14 protein-coding genes are annotated in these 20,865 nt (G+C 40.7%); 5 read left to right on the top strand and 9 right to left on the bottom strand.

Annotation, left to right across the window (positions count from 1 at the left end; genetic code table 11):
* Positions 1–15: 15 nt before the first annotated feature.
* Both AOLE_RS17730 and hisIE read right to left on the bottom strand, forming a co-directional pair.
* Positions 16–1,518 (bottom strand): UvrD-helicase domain-containing protein, encoded by a 1,503-nt coding sequence (locus AOLE_RS17730; protein WP_013199072.1) that lies wholly within the window; start codon positions 1,516–1,518, stop codon positions 16–18.
* Between the two features lie 9 nt (positions 1,519–1,527).
* Positions 1,528–2,295, bottom strand: coding sequence for a bifunctional phosphoribosyl-AMP cyclohydrolase/phosphoribosyl-ATP diphosphatase HisIE (gene hisIE, locus AOLE_RS17725; protein WP_013199071.1), 768 nt, complete (start codon positions 2,293–2,295; stop codon positions 1,528–1,530).
* A 212-nt stretch (positions 2,296–2,507) separates the two neighbouring features.
* Between hisIE and AOLE_RS17720 the strand changes: the two genes are divergently transcribed.
* On the top strand, positions 2,508–2,774 hold the full coding sequence (locus AOLE_RS17720) for a hypothetical protein (protein ID WP_013199070.1): 267 nt from the start codon (positions 2,508–2,510) through the stop codon (positions 2,772–2,774).
* 1 nt (position 2,775) lies between these two features.
* Here the strand turns inward: AOLE_RS17720 and AOLE_RS17715 are convergent, their stop codons facing one another.
* From AOLE_RS17715 to AOLE_RS17690, 6 genes are all read right to left on the bottom strand, one after another.
* Complete coding sequence (locus tag AOLE_RS17715; RefSeq protein WP_013199069.1) at positions 2,776–3,162, bottom strand: VOC family protein; 387 nt, start codon at positions 3,160–3,162, stop codon at positions 2,776–2,778.
* 26 nt (positions 3,163–3,188) lie between these two features.
* Positions 3,189–4,502, bottom strand: a complete 1,314-nt coding sequence (locus AOLE_RS17710; RefSeq protein ID WP_013199068.1) for an FAD-dependent oxidoreductase — start codon at positions 4,500–4,502, stop codon at positions 3,189–3,191.
* A gap of 124 nt (positions 4,503–4,626) precedes the next feature.
* Positions 4,627–6,246, bottom strand: a complete 1,620-nt coding sequence (locus AOLE_RS17705) for an ABC1 kinase family protein (protein ID WP_004794982.1) — start codon at positions 6,244–6,246, stop codon at positions 4,627–4,629.
* 12 nt (positions 6,247–6,258) lie between these two features.
* A complete protein-coding gene (locus AOLE_RS17700) occupies positions 6,259–6,927 on the bottom strand; it encodes a ubiquinone biosynthesis accessory factor UbiJ (RefSeq protein ID WP_013199067.1) in 669 nt (222 codons plus the stop codon).
* An 11-nt stretch (positions 6,928–6,938) separates the two neighbouring features.
* On the bottom strand, positions 6,939–7,886 hold the full coding sequence (gene ubiE, locus AOLE_RS17695; RefSeq protein WP_005301878.1) for a bifunctional demethylmenaquinone methyltransferase/2-methoxy-6-polyprenyl-1,4-benzoquinol methylase UbiE: 948 nt from the start codon (positions 7,884–7,886) through the stop codon (positions 6,939–6,941).
* Between the two features lie 147 nt (positions 7,887–8,033).
* Positions 8,034–8,741 carry an FFLEELY motif protein gene (locus AOLE_RS17690; RefSeq protein WP_013199066.1) on the bottom strand — a complete coding sequence of 236 codons (708 nt, stop codon included), beginning with the start codon at positions 8,739–8,741 and terminating at the stop codon, positions 8,034–8,036.
* A 209-nt stretch (positions 8,742–8,950) separates the two neighbouring features.
* Between AOLE_RS17690 and pap the strand changes: the two genes are divergently transcribed.
* Entirely contained in the window at positions 8,951–10,369 is a 1,419-nt protein-coding gene (pap, locus tag AOLE_RS17685) for a polyphosphate:AMP phosphotransferase (protein WP_005301884.1), read from the top strand.
* 22 nt (positions 10,370–10,391) lie between these two features.
* Here pap and AOLE_RS17680 read toward each other — a convergent pair whose 3' ends face one another.
* On the bottom strand, positions 10,392–10,898 hold the full coding sequence (locus AOLE_RS17680) for a hypothetical protein (protein ID WP_005301888.1): 507 nt from the start codon (positions 10,896–10,898) through the stop codon (positions 10,392–10,394).
* A gap of 169 nt (positions 10,899–11,067) precedes the next feature.
* On the opposite strand from AOLE_RS17680, the gene AOLE_RS17675 reads away from it, so the two are divergent.
* From AOLE_RS17675 to recD, 3 genes are all read left to right on the top strand, one after another.
* The gene (locus AOLE_RS17675; RefSeq protein ID WP_013199065.1) at positions 11,068–14,703 is read left to right on the top strand and encodes an exodeoxyribonuclease V subunit gamma; all 3,636 of its coding nucleotides are present in this window, start codon (positions 11,068–11,070) and stop codon (positions 14,701–14,703) included.
* 3 nt (positions 14,704–14,706) lie between these two features.
* Positions 14,707–18,405, top strand: a complete 3,699-nt coding sequence (locus AOLE_RS17670) for a UvrD-helicase domain-containing protein (RefSeq protein WP_013199064.1) — start codon at positions 14,707–14,709, stop codon at positions 18,403–18,405.
* A gap of 108 nt (positions 18,406–18,513) precedes the next feature.
* A complete protein-coding gene (gene recD / locus AOLE_RS17665) occupies positions 18,514–20,265 on the top strand; it encodes an exodeoxyribonuclease V subunit alpha (protein ID WP_013199063.1) in 1,752 nt (583 codons plus the stop codon).
* Positions 20,266–20,865: the final 600 nt, after the last annotated feature.

Raw genomic sequence — 20,865 nt, 5'->3', positions numbered from 1 at the left:
CTAATTATGAGCGCTTCAACCAACCGATTGACGAAGACTTAAAGGCGCCCTTAGTTTTAATTGTTGTATCAGATCATAAAGATGATGGATATTTAGACTTACTTTAGCACGAGTACAGGCAACGTAAAGTAATCTTAACTCTTCATCACTAATCTTGTGTTCTAAGCCATTAATTTTAAATTGATAGTCATCTTCAATATGAACGCGATTCCATTCTAGCCCTTTCGCTTTATGAGCTGTAGAGATGACATAATCAGCTTGCTCAAGTGGAGTAATCTTTGCAAGTGCTTTTTTTAGTGGGTCAGTGCCGTGATCATCAACCAGTTTAACCAATGGTTTAATGTCACTTCCTTCATTGGTTTCACAGTACTCATGTACATCGTGCCATGAGTTAAACCATGCCAATTCAGGAACGTCAGTAACTCGTTTTCCTTGCTTTAAGAGACTTGCGGCGTCTACAAAACGGTTTAGTTTTTGATGATCCGCCTGCAAACTTACTTTATCGCCGTGAACTAAGCCTGCCAGTAAAAGTTCCATTGCACGAGCATTGGTACGGCATAAAATCGCATCACGCATTTTGGTATGCGGTTTATTCACTACACTTGATTTCTGGTTTGGATTACCAAGCAAGGGAACAGTTTCATTTAGACCGCCAAGCAGTGCATTGGCCACATCGGCAATCGTTTCGCCAAAACGAAAAGAAGTGGTTAACCGAGATTCGGCCAAGGGCAATTGTTGCATAGCATTAATTGCACCACGCCAAGCGTAGATTTGTTGATGTGCATCACCGACATAAATAACTTGAGTATTTTTTTGGCGAAGCAAAATACCTAGCATTAGTGGGTCAGCATCTTGTGCTTCATCAAACAAGACATAGTCAGTAGGAATGTTTGGCTCTGACAATGCCCAAAGTTTGAGGTAAATATCATGTCCAATACCAGCTTGATGGTTTTGGTCAATCGACTCTAACCAACGTCGTTCTACAGCAGGGTAAAGGTGATTTTGTAATTCGATAATATCGTCTGGATGCAACCAGTTAGGTGCCTGAATATGTCGAGGTGCTGGATATTGAGAACTCGTTGAACAGAAATAGCTCACCGCATTTGCTACAAGACTCGCTAGACGGCTTGGCATTAAGACATATTTCTCGTAACGCCCACCCATCATACGTCGTAAGGTAATCGGTTCTAGTCGATATTCTTTAGCAATAAAGCTTGGACTTAAACGAGGCAAGCGTAATTTATCAGTCACACCGCGCGGCACGCTCCGAAACGCGAGCGAGTGAAAAGTACGGCAGTCTACATTACGATGAAATTTGTTCTGTGCTTCGCCGGCAATGGCCTTATTAAATGCCAAATACATACCGCGCCGTTCAGGCATGGCATCGCTAATCATTTGTAATGTAGTAGTTTTACCTGTACCCGCATAGGCAATCACTTTAAATGATTGCCCAAGACGTGCGTTATCTATGGCAATCGCTTGCTCATAGGTGGCTTTAGGTTTTTCAATATTCGACACTGAGTGATTTTAAACCTTGTTGCGGTTAGCTTTTTCAACTAAACCAGATAAACCCTGACGACGAGCTAATTCGTCAATAATAAGTTGTGGATTAAGATCGAAATAACCCAACATCACAATAGTATGGAACCACAAATCTGCTGTTTCATAAACGAGATCGTTTAAGTGAGCTTCTGAATCCTGTGCGGCAAAATCTTTAGCAGCAATAATTGCTTCTACACTTTCTTCACCCACTTTTTCTAAGATTTTATTGATGCCTTTTTTGTAGAGGCTTGCAACATATGAAGTATCAGCTTCAGCTTGCTTACGCTCTTGCATCAATTGCCCTAAGTGAGCAAGTACATCGACTTGTTCTGTGGTGTGAGCATGATCGTGTGCTTCAGTTTTAGCTTTGTCACCATAAATTGCAGTAGGGTCTTTTAATTGTGCATCGACAATTTCCCAACCCTGTGGTGTGAGTTTACGATAGAAACAAGACTCACGACCCGTATGGCATGCAATACCACCGTGTTGTTCAATTTGTAGAATAATCACGTCGCCGTCACAGTCCAGACGAATTTCATAAACAATTTGGAAATGGCCTGATTCTTCACCCTTGTGCCAAAGTTTTTGGCGAGAGCGAGAGAAGTAAACAGCCTGATTTTTTTCTGCTGTGAGCGCGAGTGCTTCACGGTTCATCCACGCCACCATCAAAATACGTCCGGTTTGATGATGTTGAGCAATGGCAGGGATAAGACCATTGGAATCAAATTTAACTTCATCTAACCAGTTTGACATGAGTGGAAATCCATTGGGTGGAAAGCAGCTAGTGTAGCGCTTGTGCTTAGGGTTGGCTATGCTTGTTGTATAAAAAATCGGTTATATGATTTGTCTATAAGATCGTTATGAGTAAATTGTAATTTAAGAGTTGTTCAAATTAATTTTGATTTGCGAAGTTATCGTTATTATAAAATTATTTAATCGTCTTGCATAACTTAGGAAAATAAATTTTGGAAAAAATAGAAAATTTTGCTTGTCGAATATGTGGGCTTATACAACCTGAAGAACCATGGGGTGAAGATGGGGAAAATCCAAACTTTGACATTTGTGATTGTTGTGGTGTTGAATTTGGATATGAGGATTATACTAAAGCATCTGTAAAAACGTACCGCAAGAAATGGTTGGAGGCAGGTGCTAATTGGTGGACATCAAAAGAGAAACCCAAAGATTGGGATATTGAAAAACAATTACAAAATATCCCTGCAAACTATAAATGACTTATAACTTTATGTTATTTGAAATCTCAATCAAATTTTGATCTGGATCGCGAATATAAACTGAAAGAATAGGGTGCGCCGCACCCGTACGTTCAATGGGGCCTTCCTCAATTGTAATATTTAATTGATTAAGATGCGCAATCACTTCGGAAATGGGAGTTTCTGAAATAAAACACAGGTCGGCAGATCCAGGAGTTGGCTGTAATGCCTTAGGTTCAAACTCGTTACCTTGCTGGTGTAAATTTATTTTTTGATTTCCAAACTGTAGAGCCTTTCTATCACCTTTAAAAGTGATGACCTCAAACCCTAATACGGTTTGATAGAAATTACAGGTAATTTCAATATTTGAGACGGTTAAAACAAGATGATCAAGATGGCTAATTTTCATGTGTTGTTCACTATCATTTAGTTGGGTTAATAGTCAGACAAAGATTCGTTTTTTAAATTGAAAGCACGGCTTTCTCTAGGCGTTTGAGCGACTTGATCATAATCAATTTGCTGAAATGGACCAGTCTTTAATCCCGAAATCGTGATTGCCATTTCTTTTCGAAAATAGGGGATTTGATACATCCAAGGGAAAACTAAATCTCTTAAGCCTCCAGCCCACCAATGGTCAGATTGATAAAGGGGTGTCAGTAAGCGACTAAGAAATTGATAAAACTGAGTAGATGAGTGGCGAAGTTGATGATAGTGCTGCCAGAGCAGGGGCCAATCAATCTTTTGATTCTTTTGGGCATGTTGCAATGACTGAGAAAAAGCCCAAGCATCCAATAATGCCATATTGGCCCCTTGTCCTAACTGAGGACTCATCGCGTGAGCGGCATCGCCAATCACTCCAATTCTGCCTTGACCAAATTGAGTCATGACGACATCACGGTAGTTTGCAGATAGCCATTTAGGCTGAGTTTGACTGTCGTATAAAATCTCTTTTAGCCATTCTGCAACTTTGGGCCATCGCTCTGAGACTTGCTTTAACCAAGTTTGTTTAGCTTGCTCATCTTGCAAGAAGCTTTGTAATTGCTGCGTCGGTAAGCTCCAGAAGATACTTGAAAGGCGCTGTTGAGGTTCTGTTGGAATCGCTCCTGTAGGAAGAATTCCCATCATAATCTTTGAGCGATCATAAAATTGATGCAGAATTTCAGAATCGAGTACTTGGCACTCAGGCACGATACTCCACGCCGCACCCCAAGGATAGGCTTGGTCAACTTTTACCCATGCTTTGGGGCGTAATTGGCTCCGAGCACCATTTGCAATAAGGACGGCATCAAAGCAAGCATCAAACTTTTGATTTTGATGAGTTCCGAATAATCGAACTTCATTGTTATGTTCTTCAAAACTCTCAACAGAATGGTTCATACGCCAAGTAATTTGGCTCGAATACTCACTAAGCTTTTGGGTGAGTACATGGCATAAAGTAGCCCGGTGTATACCTAAACCATAGAGATTTGTAGATGCTTCGTGATAGTGGCTGTCGACTAAAAGACGCTTGTTGGGAAGTTGCCCCTCTAACCCTGTTACTTTTGCTCCTAATGTTAGAGCTTTATCGAGCACCCCTAAATGTTCAAATACTGCTAAGCCCGCCGGTTGTAGTAATAAACCTGCACCTACTGGAGATAACTCATCAACTTGTTCAAAAATAGTAATGTTATTACCTTCACGGGCGAGCAAAATCGCAGTGGCTAAACCTGCGGTACCGGCACCGATAATCGCAAAATGAGGTGTTTTCATTGTTTGTTCTTTTGATGCATTTATAGATTCAATTTAACAATCAACGAATAGCTGATCTATAATTTTTTTGAAAATTAAAGTTTTCACATAAAAAAATCCCTTGCGCGGGCAAGGGATTTTAAACTTATTTCAATATACGCCAAAGCGCTAATAAACTGCTTAGCACAATTAAAATAATAGAAACAAACCAAGGGCTAATAATCGCGATGGTGAGTAAAATCAGCATGCTACTACCGAACATCCAGCTGCGGCGTTGTTGATGTTCCATTTGCAAACGAAGTTGCTGCATTTCGCGTAACTGACGGTCTTGCCAAGCAGACTGATTTTTTAAACCATTTAAACTATCGACAATTAAGCTTGGGAAATCTTGAGCACCTAAAAGCAGGTCAGGTAATTGTTGTCCTAACTCTTTTATATTTTTGACTGGGTTCATGTTGGCCTTGACCCATTCAGTCAAAATTGGTTTTGCCAATTTCCAGATGTCGAGCTGCGGGTAAAGATCGGTCCCTAGGCCTTCGACATGCACTAAAGTTTTTAGCAACAACATGAGTTGTGGCGGAATCTCTAAATGGAAGCGACGGGCAATATCCATTACTTGAATCAAGATGCCCGCAAAATCAAGTTGATCCATTGGTTTAGATACCATTGGACCAACGGTGCGACGCATTTCACGCGATAGCGCATCTTGGTCTGTACCCGGTGGAATCCAGCCAGCTTGATGCACAATTTGAATGAGCTGCATAAAGTTGCTGTTCATTACAGCAAGCAACATGCGGGCAATAGTCATCTGGTCATGCTTAGATAATTCACCCATAATTGCACAGTCGAGTGCAATAAAGCGTGGATTGCTTGGGTTAATTGTTTCTACAAAGACATTGCCAGGGTGCATGTCGGCATGGAAAAAGTTATCGCGGAATACTTGCGTAAAGAAAATGGTTAATCCTTTTTCTGCAAGTTGTGCACGGTCCATGCCTAGACGGTCAAAGGTTGCCGTATCTGAAATAGGTACACCTGTAATGCGCTCCGCAACCATGACATCTTTGGTGTCCATGTAGACTTCAGGCACATACATCATGGTTGAGCCAGTAAAATAATGGCGCATACGACGGGTGTTGTCTGCTTCGATACTCAAGTCCAGCTCATTTAAGATAATCTGGCGGTAGTCTTGAATAATTTCAGAGAGATGTAAGGCACGAGCAGCTTCAAGGCGACTTTCTAGTGTGTTGCCTAACCATGCCAAAATCTCAAAGTCTTGCAAAATTTGGTTGCGAATGTCAGGACGAGTCACTTTAACAACAACTTCTCGACCGTCGTGCAAAGCAGCAGTGTGAACTTGTGCAATTGAAGCAGCTGCTAATGGCTGGTCATCAAATCGTGCAAACAAGGTATTTACGTCAGCTTTCAATGATTCTTGAATACGTTGTTTGGCAACATTGCTATCAAAAGGTTTGACCTGATCTTGAAGTAAGACCAATTGAGCGAGTATTTCAGGTGGAATCAAATCACGTCGAGTTGACAGTAATTGTCCAAGCTTAATTGCAAGCGGCCCCATCTCTTCCAAAGCTTCTTTGAGCTTTAAAGGATTTTTACGTTCGCGACTAGACCATGCAGCTGGGTGCATTTTAATAACACTTAATGCACGTTGAGCTTTAACTGGTAATTCATCCGCAGGGAACAACGTATCGAGTCTATAGTGCGCTGCAATACGCCAAAGTTCGAGTAAACGTGAAACGTGCGGAATCATATACGGTCTTACCTAATCTTGAGAGGGTTGTAGTTGTGTGTTGAGTTGCTGCAATCTTGCTTCTAGACGGTCAATGTCTTGATTAAGCTTGCGAGTTGCTTGAGTTAAATCATCCATTTCCCAACGAGGGGCAAATAGACCGCTATCTTCTTTTAATGCGTCTTCTGCAAAAAATAGATGACTTTGAAGAGAGCGTTTTAAATATTTTGGTGCAAGTTGAATCTTGCCAATTTCGTGGGCGAGTTGAGGACCTACCCATCTTGATAAGTGCGAAGCTAAATCTGGTTCAGCTTGCTGCATAATCTTTTGAATATCCTGTAGCAGGTGGTAGTCACCTTGCAATGGGATATTGCCAATCTGATCTGGATCGCTGACCAATAATTTAATTAGTTCGACGACATCTTTAACATGCAAAGTTGCTGTTGCTTCAGAAATTTTGAATTGTGCATCAAAAGGGCGTTGTTCAAAAATAGAAGGCTTTTCACTGTGCCCTGTTGCAGTAGGTTCAAGACGTACTTTTTCTTGGTCAAAGAATACATCGACAGAAAGCTGCGGGCTATTAATCACAACACGCAGCATTTTGCCCTGTAACTGATTAAGCTGAATGCGTGTAACCGCATCCAGATCGATCAGATGATGAATGATACGTTCGACTGCACCGAGTGCCAAAATCGACCACATATCGTTATCCCTTACAGTTTAAAGCCACGGTGAACGGCAACGATACCAGCAGTAAGGTTGTGATAGTCACAGTTCTGGAAGCCAGCATTTTCCATCATACCTTTTAAGGTGCGTTGGTCTGGATGCATACGAATTGATTCAGCCAAATATTTATAACTTTCAGAGTCATTCGCAACCAATTTACCCATAATCGGTAAAGCAGTGAATGAATAGAGGTCATAAAGTTTTGAGAATGGCTCAAATACAGGCTTAGAAAATTCGAGAATAAGTAAACGGCCACCTGGCTTTAACACACGGAACATAGATGCAAGCGCGGCATCTTTATCTGTCACGTTACGTAAACCAAAGCTAATGGTGAGTAAGTCAAAGCTGTTATCTGCAAAAGGCTCTAAAGTTTCTGCATTGGCAAGTACGAAGTCAACGTTGGTACAGCCTGCATCAATGAGGCGATCACGACCAACATTAAGCATAGACTCGTTAATGTCTGAAAGAACGACATGACCTTGAGGACCAACTTCGCGGCTGAATACTTTCGCTAAATCGCCTGTACCACCAGCAATATCTAACACGTGTTGACCACGGCGTACGCCAGACATGTTAATTGCGAAGCGTTTCCATAGGCGGTGAATACCAAATGACATTAAGTCATTCATCAAGTCATATTTGCTTGCAACCGAGTGGAATACTTCTGCAACTTTTTGAGCTTTATCTTCAGTTCTAACAGTTGAATAACCGAAGTGAGTGGTTTCACCAACGTTGCCAGTATTGCCAGCACCACGTGGTAAATTATATTTCGGTACAGAACCATTAACAGGTGTATCGGTTAAGGTTTGTTGTAAAGATTGTTGTTGCCCTTGAGGTGTACCTGACGGTAAAGGTGAGCTTAGGAATGGGCTAACTTTGTCTGAACTTTGTGCCTGCTCAGTTGGAGATGTTGGCTTTTGGTTTTCGTTAGACATATTGTCTCTCCTAGACTCAAACTCAAGTGAAACGGAATAAGTTCTGCATGATGACAGATTTTGTCTATTTTTACAGGCATCATCATGCAAATATAATGAATAAAATCTCAACTTCGTAAGGTTGATTTTTTCTCTGTGCCGACCTTATCACACTCTAAACGGATTCGGATGCCCTGAATGTACATTTTCAATAATTTGGCGTTCTTTTTCAGTAAAAGTCTTGATAAAGTTCTCGGCTGATTTTAACGGTTTCATCGCACTAAAACCATCTTGGATAAAATCATACATCAATTCGAAGTGATATTTTTGGGCAATGCCTTTACACATTTTAAAGGCCGTAAACATCATAAATGAGCGCATGTATCTATCGAGAGCTGCTCCTAAATCATCAAGAAGAGCAAGCTGTTGATAACGAGCTTCTGCTTGGTCAAGCTTGATTAAGGTTAAACGCATAATCTCATCAGTGAGTACTGTATCTGCCGGATAGTCCTCAAGAAGCTGCATAGCCACTTGCTCATCAAGTTGAGTTGCAAGCACAGCTAAACTTACCGATTTAGTGCCAGTTTTAATTGCATTTTCAGGCAATACTTTTTCGGCTTTATGAGCATATTTCAATAAGCGTTCAATTTGAGCTGCAAGAGCATCAAACTCTGGACCACCATATAAACGATTTAAAAAATACTCTGACATGAGTTTATGTTCAGGCAGATTAAAAAAGTCGTGATGCGTATCTTTCATCCGCTCTTTTAGCCATGTTTGTACATCTTGCAAACGTTGGGCAAGCACTGGATTGTCATGATAATTAAATGTTTTATATTGTTGTAAAAGTTCATCAAAAGCAGCGAGTTTAGACATTTAAGGCTCTAATATTGGGCTATTTGCAAAAAATCATAAGAGGCATTGTAACCTTGTACTATGGCGAGTAGATGTAAAAAAAATGATTCATGCGTCAATTCTTAGACAGATTTTTGTCGCAATGACATAATTTGTATAGCAATTCATCATTTAACCGCATAAGTTAAAGATCATCGAAATTAAACAATAAAATATTAGAGCCGTGGACTATGAGTGAACAACAACCAAAATTTGAAATTCGAGATGAAGAACTGCTTTCAGTTGACTTGATTGAAGCACAATATGCGTTAAAAGAAAGTCGGGGAAAACCCAACGCTAAAAGCACACTCATTTTAATGAGTGGTATTGAGCTGGCAGGTAAAGGGGAAGCGGTTAAGCAGCTTCGCGAGTGGTTAGACCCTAGATATTTACGAGTAAAAGCAGATGCGCCACGTGTGCTGACAGATACAGAAGCATTTTGGCAATCTTATTCGGAGTTTATTCCTACCGAAGGTCAAATCGTGGTGATGTTTGGTAATTGGTATAGCGATTTGCTCGTAACAGCGACACATGTGTCTGAGCCTTTAGATGAAGCACGCTTTGATGCTTATGTTGAAAATATGCGGGCATTTGAGCAAGATTTAAAAAATAACTATGTCGATGTGGTTAAAGTCTGGTTCGATCTTTCATGGAAATCACTACAAAAACGTTTAGACAAAATTGACCCGTCTGAGCAACACTGGCATAAGCTTCACGGTCTAGATTGGCGTAATAAAAAACAATACGACACTTTGCAAAAGTTACGCCGTCGTTTTACCGATGATTGGTACATTATTGATGGCGAAGATGAAAAGCAACGTGATCAGTTTTTTGCTCAGTACCTTTTACAACACATGCGCCAACTTCCAGACCATGAAACCGAAGTCAAAGGGAAATGGCAGCAGGCTAAAATTCCAGAGAGTTTATTAAAACCTTCTAATGAACCTCTTGAAAAAGCCGAATACAAAAAAGAGCTCGATAAACTAAGCAAAAAAATTGCTGATGCCATGCGTTTCGATAAACGTAATGTCGTCATTGCTTTTGAGGGAATGGATGCTGCTGGTAAAGGGGGGGCAATTAAGCGAATTGTTAAAAACCTAGACCCGCGTGAATATGATATTCATTGTATTGGAGCACCTGAACGCTTTGAAGCACGACATCCTTACTTATGGCGCTTTTGGAACCGCATTAATGAAGCCGAGAAAATCACAATCTTTGATCGGACATGGTATGGGCGCGTACTTGTTGAACGTGTTGAAGGTTTTGCTTCACCTTTAGAGTGGCAGCGTGCCTATGACGAAATTAATCGTTTTGAAAGAGATTTATTTGATAGTCAAACGATTGTGGTAAAAATTTGGCTTGCGATTAGCAAAGATGAGCAAGAGCAGCGCTTTAAGGCCAGAGAAGAGACACCGCATAAACGTTTTAAAATTACCGCAGAAGATTGGCGTAATCGTGATAAATGGGATGATTATTTAAAAGCGGCAGCAGATATGTTTGAGCGAACCAGTACCGATTACGCACCTTGGTATATTGTTGCAACTGATGATAAATATACGGCACGTCTAGAAGTATTAAGGGCAGTTTTAAAACAGCTGAGAGCAGATTAAGCTCTCAGCCATAAGGCATAGATTAATTTACAATAGTGGTGCGGCTTTTTTGCTGAATACGTTTTGCAAGATTATAACTGTCAGTAAGATGCGTTTCTGCTATTTTTTTCATCATGAAATAGCCTAAACTAGCTGCTACAATTTGTCCGCCTAGTGGTATAAATTTAGTCACTTGTTTCGTTACGATTTTGCCAAAGAAGCCGTTAAATGTTTTTTTAACGGTCGTGCGTGCCACTACAAAGCCTGAAAATTCAAAACCACGTTTACGTAGCTCATCCCAGTGAATTGTTTTGGTTTTTGGGTCATAGACACTTACGTGTTCAGGGGCTAAACCGAAACGGGAATTGATATCTGGAATCAGGTACGACAAAATTCCCAAATCTATCACCACGTCAAAAAAAGGAATCGGTACAATTGCCGCCCCTGCTGAGACGTAAGCTCTTTTTTTGATGAGATCATGGCACTCATCGCGAATTTGTTCCAGATTTAGGCTAGGATCAATATAGTCAGGAATCTTGTCAATTTTCATAATGTCTACCTGTATAAATTTCTTGATGGCGTCATTCAAACCAAGTGTAAGTGACACCTGAAGTTAAATTATGCTGTGTTTAAACCAACGTGACATAGTCAGATTCAGTTGTATAGTAATGAATGTTTATGATTTTGTGCATAAATTATGCAAGCAGGAAATGAAATAAATGGGGATCCATGTTATTCAAAGTCAACGTATTGATGTGTTATTGCAAGGTGTATTAGCGTCTACATCTCAAGCTTCAACGCATCCATTACAGGTTTTGAAAACCCAGCATTTTATTGTTCCAAGTCCTGCGGTCGAGCAGTGGCTGATACAAAAACTTGCAGAACAGCAAGGGATGAGTGCCAATTACCAGTTTCACCAACGAGTACGCGGCTTCCAGTGGTATGCCTATCAGCAAGTCTTAACTACGCATAAAGAGCAGGTCCGTAAAGCCAACATCCCCCGTTTGATTTTTAAATGGCGGGTGCATCAGGCTTTGCATGAGTTTATTCAACCTGACACGATGAGCATAGACACATCACATCCTTTACATTCTATTGTTCAGCGTATTTATGACAGCGCAGATCGACTCGAACAAGGTATAGATAAACAATTAAAAAAACAAAAAATGCTGTATTGGGTCGCTGAGCAGATTGCTGATTTATTTAGCAACTATATGATTTATCGTGGACAGTGTCAGCGAGGTTGTGAAAATAGTTGCACCTGTCCGGAAAACTGGTTGGCTGCTTGGGGTCAAGGCCGAGCACTTGATATTGAAAAATATATTGTGCAAAAAGATGAAGAAGTGACTGCTTTCGCATTGCATCAAACTGAGGAGCTAGAGCGTTGGCAGCGTTGGTTGTGGCAGCAACATTTTCATGATGATTTTGTGCAGATGCAGCAAATTGATGCGTTGTTCTGGCAAGAGTTAGATCATCCAGATCGCAGTAAGCACGCTATTTCAAGATTACCTAATCAAGTGGTGATCTTTACGTTATTAGATTTACCGCCAAGCCAGTTACAGTTCTTGCGCCGTTTAGGTCAATATATTGATGTATTAATTTTGCACTATAACCCTTCACAAGAATATTGGGCCGATAGTGTCGATCCACTGTGGAAGAAGCGTTATGACCTAGGGGTAAAAGAGCGTTTTATTGCAAAAAATCCCAAGGCAACAGATGCTGAAATTAGTGATTTCTTTAATAAATTTACACTCAACTTTAATGCAGAAGCGCGTGAGTCCAGACATCCGCTTTTAACCAGACTGGGTAAACAAGCCCGCGACCACTTTTCACTATTATCAAATTTATCTACGGGTGAAGAAGGTAAGTGGGTTGATGCTTTTGTGGATGATTTTCCAGAAAGTTTACTCGGTAAAGTTCAGTCAGATATTTTGCATTTAGTGGAGCCCCAAGCTAAACAATATGAGCTTGCTTCCGATGATGACTCTATTCAGATTCATGTTTGTCATTCGACTTTACGTCAGCTTGAAGTATTAAAAGAGCAATTAATCTGTTGGTTGGCTAAACCACATGAGCAACCGCGCCGACCAAACGATATTTTAGTTTTAGTTCCTAATTTAGCCGACATAGAGCCTTTAATTCGAAGTGTATTTCCCGCTACTGCTACTGAGCAGGGTGTGCATTTGCCCGTGAAAATTGCAGGTGTTGCATCACTTGATGCACTGAATGCATGGCGCGCCGTGATTGGGCGTATTCAGCTGATGCAGGGACGTTTTAGCTTTGATGATTTTGCTGACTGGTTAAGCTTGCATGCGACCCAGCAACGTTACGAACTTGAATATGTTCAGGTTGAGCGAATTTTAAATTTACTCGCCGATGCAGGCTTTAAACGAGGGCTTGATGCAGAACATCTCAAGCGCAGCTTGTGTGAAGGGGATGATGATTATCGATATAGCTTTAAATTTGCCTTAGAACGATTGGTCCTTGGCATTGCCGTGCCTGTGCATGCGACATTTAATCAGGTGTTGAGTTATGCCAAAGTTCAACCGGGTGATTTCGAGCTGATTGGTACACTCATTCAGATTTATCAAGATTTGAATGAGCGCCGTGATTGGCTGACTTTACATGAACAGGGGAAAGTCTACACGGTTGAATATTGGCTTCAGGTGCTAAGCAAAGATATTGTTGAATTTGAGCAGGTCGGTGTTGCTGCTTTAAAAGCTGTTCGGGAAATTGTTAAAAAACAAGAGCGAATGTTGACGCTCGCAAGCTATTATGCCGAGACAGAAACAGGAACTTTGCGCAAAATTACCTTACCTCTGCCTTATATTATTGAAGAAATTCAGCGAACTTTAGAAAGCCAAAGTGCACAAGCTGAACCAACAGGGCAGATTACCTTTGCTCAAATTGGACATATTCGGCCGTTACCTTATCGCTTAATGGTCATGCTAAATCTGGATGCAGGGCAATTTCCAAACCGAGATACCCATGTGCCATTTGATTTAATGGATGCACTGCGTCAACAGTTAGGTGACCGCTCTCGACTTGAAGATGATCAAGGTGCGTTTTTAGATGCTTTATTATTAGCCCAAGACAATTTATGGCTGTTTTATAACGGTTTTGATGTGAATGATGGTGAGGTACGAGAACCTTCCAGTATTCTTCAAGAGTTCAGTGAACACCTTGCCCTGATTGTGAAAGCTGAAGACGATATACCTGAAAATGTAGTTGTTGAAGGGATTGAGATTCCATCACAGTTAAAACAACTCTATCACTTACATGACTTACAGCCCTTCGATCCGAAAGGTTTTACTGTACAAAAAAGTGTGATCCGTTATCAAGATCACTGGTTTAAGGTCGCTTCACAAATTCAGCAAGTCTCAGGAAACCGTCAACCTTGGGCGAATACGATTTATCCGCTACAAGCTCCTGATATGCTGGTTTTAGATAGCCAGCAGTGGATACAGGATGTGACGTTCCCTGCACGCTTATATTTGAAAACTTTAGGAGTAGAAAACTTAGGAAGTGTCGGAGTGCTCGACCAAAATGAACCGTTATTATTAGATGGTTTAGGGCGCTATGCGATCCGACATTTTTTACAGCAATCTGAACAGCATCCACAACCTGAAGTATTAATTGATCAGTTGCCTGTAGGTAAAGTCAAATATAGCGCATGGCAACAAGGTGTGTTTGAGCAAGAATGTTTACTTGAACGCCTTCACCATTATGCACCAGCAGTGACACAAACAACTCAGCGTATTTGGCGAATTGCTAAACAACTTCATATGAATATTACGGTTCCAAAGTCTGAAACTCGGGATTGGGTGAGTATGGAGCCTTCAAGCGCCCGAGCAAAAAGACGCGCGAAAGTCTGGTTGGAACACTTACTTTGGTTAGCTTATTTGAATGAGGGAAGTGCAGGAGCTGAAAAACGCCGTATTGTAGTTTTTAGCGATCAAACTGTGATTTGTAGTGGTGTAAGTTCTGAGCAAGCTCGGCAATATTTACAGCCATGGTTTAAAATCTGGCGTCATGCACAGCAACAACCATTGGTTCTACCAGCAGCCTTATTATTAAAGCCATTAGAAAAAGCCAAAGCATATCAGTGGGAAACAACAAATCAGGCAGAAAAAGCAAAACTGGATGAGAAGAGCTACACTGAGCTGTTAAAATACTGGAATGAGACAGGGTCATTTACCACAATGGATATGACTCAAAATGAAGCTTGCAAGTTGCATCGAGACTGGAGCTTTATTTTACAAGAACAAGATGCGCAAGCTTTGCTTCAACATGCTTGTGATGAGTTTGCGTATGATCTGTATCATCCGGTTTTTCAATTTCAACATTCGGAGTAAGACATGAACTCAAGAGTACAGGTGTCTTATCAACCTATTATTGATATTGAATTTAGTGGCTTACACTTAATTGAAGCTTCGGCAGGTACAGGAAAAACCTATACCTTATCAAGTTTGATGGTTCGTATCTTTCTTGAAAAGTATTTGCCTAGACAAGTGATTGCAACCACGTTTACCCGTGCTGCCGCTGCCGAGTTAAAAAGTCGTATTCGCGCCCGTTTAGTCGAAACGTATCGTTATTTAGAGACCAAGCGTAGTTTTACAGAACACGAATTAATTACGCAGGCTGAGCAAGAGCCTGACTTATTACTCCAACATATTTTAAAAAGCTTTGCGACGCGTATTGCCTATGCGTGTGAACGTTTAAAACTGGTCATCGATCAATTAGACGAGTTATTTGTCGGGACACTCGATAGCTTTAGCCAAAAACTGTTACGTGAGTTTGCCTTTGAGAGTGGCAAAATTGAGCGCGCTCAAATTACCGATGATGCCAAAACTTATAGCCGACAACTGATTCATGATGTTTTGCGTGAATGGATACAGTCTCAACCTCAAAACGTGATTGATGCTTTATATCTGGCAGGTGAGCTTAAGAATGTCGATAGTTTTGTTAAACTTGTTGAAGACTCACTTAACTTTAGTTCTGCTCATTTTAAGCTTCCTGAAAAGCCAAACATTCAGTTTGAACAACTTGCTCAGCTCAAACAGTTGGCGACAGAAATTGACTTAAGCCTTTTAGAAAACTATTACCAGCTTGATGGTGAACACTATAAACATGTGAGCGGCACAATATTTCGGAATGGGGCATTTAACAAATTATTTAGTGAATGTTTGCCGCAGCTTTTGCAAGTTCTAACGCAAAGCGACAGCATTTTGGTTTTTGATGGATCTATGACAGCACAACGTGAGCTTGTTTTTAAGTTTTTAGGTCAACTTGCCGATCAGAAAGTTTTCAAGAAATGTCCTGCTGAAATTTCAGATGGTTTCTATCAACATCCTTGTATTCAACAGATTCAACAGCTATTTGGTGTGCTAAAAAATTACGCTGAGCAGTTCGACCAGCTTCATATTTTTTTAAAAGCCTATTTGTGTGTAGAGGTGAAAAAACGTTTACCTCAGGTTTTGCAAAATAAAGGTGAAACTACTTTTTCTCAGCAAATTCGTACACTTTCTGAAGCTTTAAAAGGTGAGCAGGGGCAGCGTTTTGCTGTATTTGTTCAGGCACGTTATCCCTTAATTTTGGTCGATGAATTTCAGGATACTAACCAAGATCAAGACGATATGCTGGCGAACATTTGGCGCCATCCAGAGCGCTACCAAAAAGGCTGCATGATTATGGTGGGTGACCGTAAACAGGCGATTTACGGTTTCCGTGGTGGGGATATGCTCACCTTCTTAAATGCCTATAAAGATATTCAAGCTAAACATGGTCGTGAATATAAGTTAATTCATAACCATCGTTCCGTTGCTGATCTGGTTGAAGTGGTCGATGCCTTATTTCAACGACAAATTGATTTCGGCGAAGAGGTTCAATATGACCCAATTCGAGCAGGAACTCGGCCTCATCCTGTACTGATTGAGCAGAATAATCATAATCCTCATCCTTTACGTTGGCTCATGCTCAAAGATAAAGAAACTGAGGCACAGCAAGTTGCTTGGAAGATTCGAGATCTACTCAATCAGTCACATGCTGGACAACTATATTTTCAGAAAGATGCTCAGACTCAAGCTCTAAACGAAGATGATATTGCGGTATTGTCTCGTAATCATGATGGGCTTGATAAAGTTCAATTTGAGCTAGAGCGTTTAGGAATTCGGGTTAACAGGCCATCAAAACGAAGTGTTTTCGATTGCACAGTTGCGCAAGACGTTGGTGCTTTGTTGACTGCCATACTTCATCCTTACGATGAGGCAAAAGTGAAGCGAGCTTTAATTAGCCGTCTATTTGCCATGGATTTAAAACAACTCTTACAGCTTGAGCAGACAGCCGAAGGGTTAAGCCAGTTTATGACTGGTTTTGATAGCATTAGAGAGTTGTGGTCCGCTCAAGGCTTTTTAGTAGCATGGCAACAATGTCTCATCCAATTTGATATATGGCAAAATTTGGTCGCTGCCCAAAGTAAAGATAATGAACGGGTTGTGGTGAACTTGCGTCATTTGACTGAAATTTTGAGTCAGCACAGTGAGAAATACTCAGGCGCGCAAAACCTCTATCATTGGTATCTCAAACAGTTGAGTTCTCCTCTGGATCGTGATTGGGAGTTAGAGCGTAAATTGTCGAGTGAAGCTGGTGTTCAGCTCATGACAATTCACCAGTCAAAAGGACTGGAATTTAAGATTGTTTTCTTATTAGGTGCAGACAAGCCCTTTCGAGAAAATAACAAAACTCTGAATTTTTCGACCCAAGATGTAGTCCAACCAGACTCAAGTCAGACCTTAACTCAACGTGTCGTTGCGATTGCTGATAAGACTTATTTGAATGAAGTTGAACTTAAGCAACACGAAGAACGAGCGCTTGCTGAACAGAATCGCCTTTGGTATGTGGCTTTAACGCGAGCAAGCCACCGCGTCTATGCACTTTTACAAGATCTTGATGGTAAATCAGTATCAGGCCTCGCGTTTTGGAAAAATAGGACTGAGCCTTTTCAGCACCGTTGCTGTACGGATGAAATGGTTTTGGAGCAGATTCCACAGGCAATTCATTTAGCCAAACAAACAAGTATTATTGAAATACAAGCACAACGGTTTCCTGAACAGCGTTTTTATTCGAGAGGTAAAACCAGTTTCAGTTACTTGGCACAGCATTTAAAACATAAAGCTGGCACAGATTTATTAGTGAGTCAGAGCGATGATGCTGTATTAGCAGAAGATGAGCTGGATTTAATTAACACTGCTGAGGCAATCAGTGCTCAGCCGATTGATTGGATAAAGAGTAACTTCCCGCGAGGAACGCTTGCCGGTAATTTCTTACATGAAATCTTTGAGCACATCAATTTTCAATGTTCAGATGACTGGGTAAGTGAAATACGTCGTCGTTTTAAAAATGACTATAGTAGTCTTTGGCAAGATTTACTTAATAAATATAACGAGAGCTTCCCAGAGCAAGAAGATGCCGAGAATCTGCTTTACCAGTCAGTTGCAGAGTGGCTGAAAGATATTTTGCGAACGCCGCTTGATCAAAGTTTCCGACTAAATCAGCTTCAACAAGAGCAGTATTTGTCAGAGTTTCCTTTTTATTTGGCGTTGTCAGATCGGGTTCTAGCGATGACACGTATTCAGCAGCTTTTCGCTGAGTATGGGTTGAATATGCCGGAATTACTTGAGGCTCGCTCAGCACGTTACCTCAATGGTTCTATCGATTTGGTCTATTTTGATGGGCAGCGTTACCACATTGCCGATTATAAAAGTAATTACTTAGGTGATGATCTTGCAGATTATCGTAGCGATAGCATTGCCCAAAGCATGTCTTTAGCAAGTTATTGGCTACAGGCAGGTTTATATCTCGTTGCATTACATCGCTATTTGCAAGTCAAAATGCAGGATTACCAAATTGAGCAACACTTAGGTGGGGCAACTTATCTTTATTTACGTGGTATGAATGGTGAAGCTGAGCAGGGCTATTATTACTGGCAGCCTAGCATTGAGTTTATTCTGCGTCTTGATGCCATTTTAGGGTATTTTGCTGAGGATAAAATTGCATGAAAAATGCTGATAAAGTATGTAATTTTAATATTAACAAATATTTGGCATGTGGATAAGCCTGTCTATAACCATGTGGACAAGCGTGTGGAAAACTAGGTGGATAAGTGTGTGGACAATCTAAATAGCTCTGAACAGGCCGATTTAAGCTGGTTAACAACGTGGAGTAACTTCTTAAATCAGGCTCCATTTACTGAGCAATCGCAAGGGTCAGAAGCCACTTCTTACTTGCAGCAGCTTATTGAAGCGAGCTTACAAGGCGATAGCTGTATCGATGTCAGTTCTGAGCAAATTGCAGCACTTGGTCAGCTTGCTATATCTGCCGATCAAGCAACTTCAAATGTTGCCCCATGCGTCTATGATGAGCAGGGGTTGGCATTATACCGATATTGGCACCTAGAGCAACGACTTGCAGAACAAATTTGTCGATTAAAGCAACAATTAATTCAACCTGTATCTTGTGATGACTACTTAGACCTACTCACAGACCCGCATCAACAGGCAGCTTTACAAATGGTTGCTCGGCAGAGCCTGAGTATTATTACGGGTGGGCCAGGTACGGGTAAGACCTATACGCTTGCACGTATTATTGCAGTGCTTAGCCAAACAATTCCGAATATTCGTGTGGCGATGGCTGCTCCAACAGGTAAAGCCGCACAGCGCATGCAAGAGGCCTTACAGAACTCATTTAATGACCCTAAATTGCTTGAGTCTGGATTAGTGAGTGAAGAACTAAGGAATCAGGGAACGCAAACAATTCACCGATTATTGGGGATGGGACATAGTCAAACACCACGGTTTAATCAAAAACAACCGCTTCCTTATGACGTGATTGTTGTGGATGAGGCTTCCATGCTGGATTTAAATCTAGCTACTCTTCTACTTGAAGCAGTGCCAGAGTCTTGTCGAATTATTTTATTAGGAGATGCAAATCAGCTGGCTTCCGTCGACGTCGGAGCGGTTCTTGCTGACTTGCAACAAATACAGGCACTCGCCGCTAACAGAGTACAATTACAAACCAGTCGCCGTTTTGCTGAAGGTGCATTGATTGGGCAGGTGGCACGTTTTATTCAAATGCGAACCAGTCAGATCAATCATGAGCAGGTTTTGCAACAGTTTGAAATTGATATTGTTGAGGTTTCTGAATTAAAGCCTATAGTTTTACAAAGTGACATGCCAGATGTGGTTCAGCTTGAGTATTTGCCAGAAGGGAATCACGCAGAAGTCGAAATTTATTATCAGAAGCTCATGCTCGGTTTCCAAGGATATGTAAAAAGCCTAAAAAATTATTTAAAAGAAGAACGCTCTATTGAACAGGTCCAAAACGTAGTAAAAGCATTTGATGACTACCGTATTTTAACGGCTGTTCGTCATGGTCCATTTGGCTTACAGCAGTTAAATCAATATGCGCAGCGTTGGATACAGCAACAACTTTCAATAGTGGTAGCTGGGGGGTGGTATGTCGGTCGTCCGGTAATGATGACTTATAACGACTATCAGCTCGGTATTTCAAATGGTGACATTGGTCTGTGTTTTGAACACAGAACTCAGCCACAGCAATTTGAAGTATATTTTCCAAGTTTGAATAAATGGGTCGCTGCAAATCGATTACCTAAAAGTATTCAAAGTGCATTCGCTTTAACGATTCATAAATCGCAAGGGTCTGAATTTACACACACTGCTGTCGTTTTAGATCAAGCCGCAAAGAATTTATTAAGCCAAGAGCTTATTTACACTGCGATTACACGCGCTAAAAAAGTAGTGAGTCTTTTGGTTCATCCTGAAGCTTTACTACAGTCCTTTACAATTCGTACGACACGAAAAAGTGGTTTAGTTCAGAAAGTTAATCGATTAGTTCGTTAAGCCAAACTTAATATTTTCACCCTTGTAAGAAAAAGCTTACATAGATTCGAGATATTTGCTGCTAGAGTACACACCACGTTTTTGAGATTATAAACGCACAACGAGCTTGGCAAGGAATGTCGGGCAAAATCGCACAATAATAATAGCTTAAGTCGAGAGACTGCGAACTTACAATGACGTAGGTGTATAAAGAGGAAACTTACAGCCGCTAAGCCTTGTAGTTTTGGGAGAGACTACAGGGCTTTTTTATATTCTCAATTTTATTTACTTCTAAAAATTATCAGAAAAGTTCGGATTTAAGCCAATATTGAGTGCAATTTCTTTTAAAAATTTATATCAATAATATCAATATATTTATCTGTAATATGATTTTTAAACAGCCATTTTTCCTGTGAATTGTTAAGTTAAATGTTATACAGAACTGTACGATAATGGGGCAAAAACCGTTATTTATTAAATATTAGACAGACCTGTACGTTTTTGCTTACATGATGATAAGAAAAATACTACTTTTCTTCATAATTGGATATGTCACAATACATCACATAAGGAAATAGAAACAAAACAACGGAAGTCAGTTAAAACAACAAGAAGGATGTG

This window comes from Acinetobacter oleivorans DR1, from assembly GCF_000196795.1.
Classification (GTDB): Bacteria; Pseudomonadota; Gammaproteobacteria; order Pseudomonadales; family Moraxellaceae; genus Acinetobacter; species Acinetobacter oleivorans.
The sequence above is the reverse complement of the archived record's forward strand: the minus strand, read 5'-3'. Positions and strand labels throughout refer to the sequence as shown.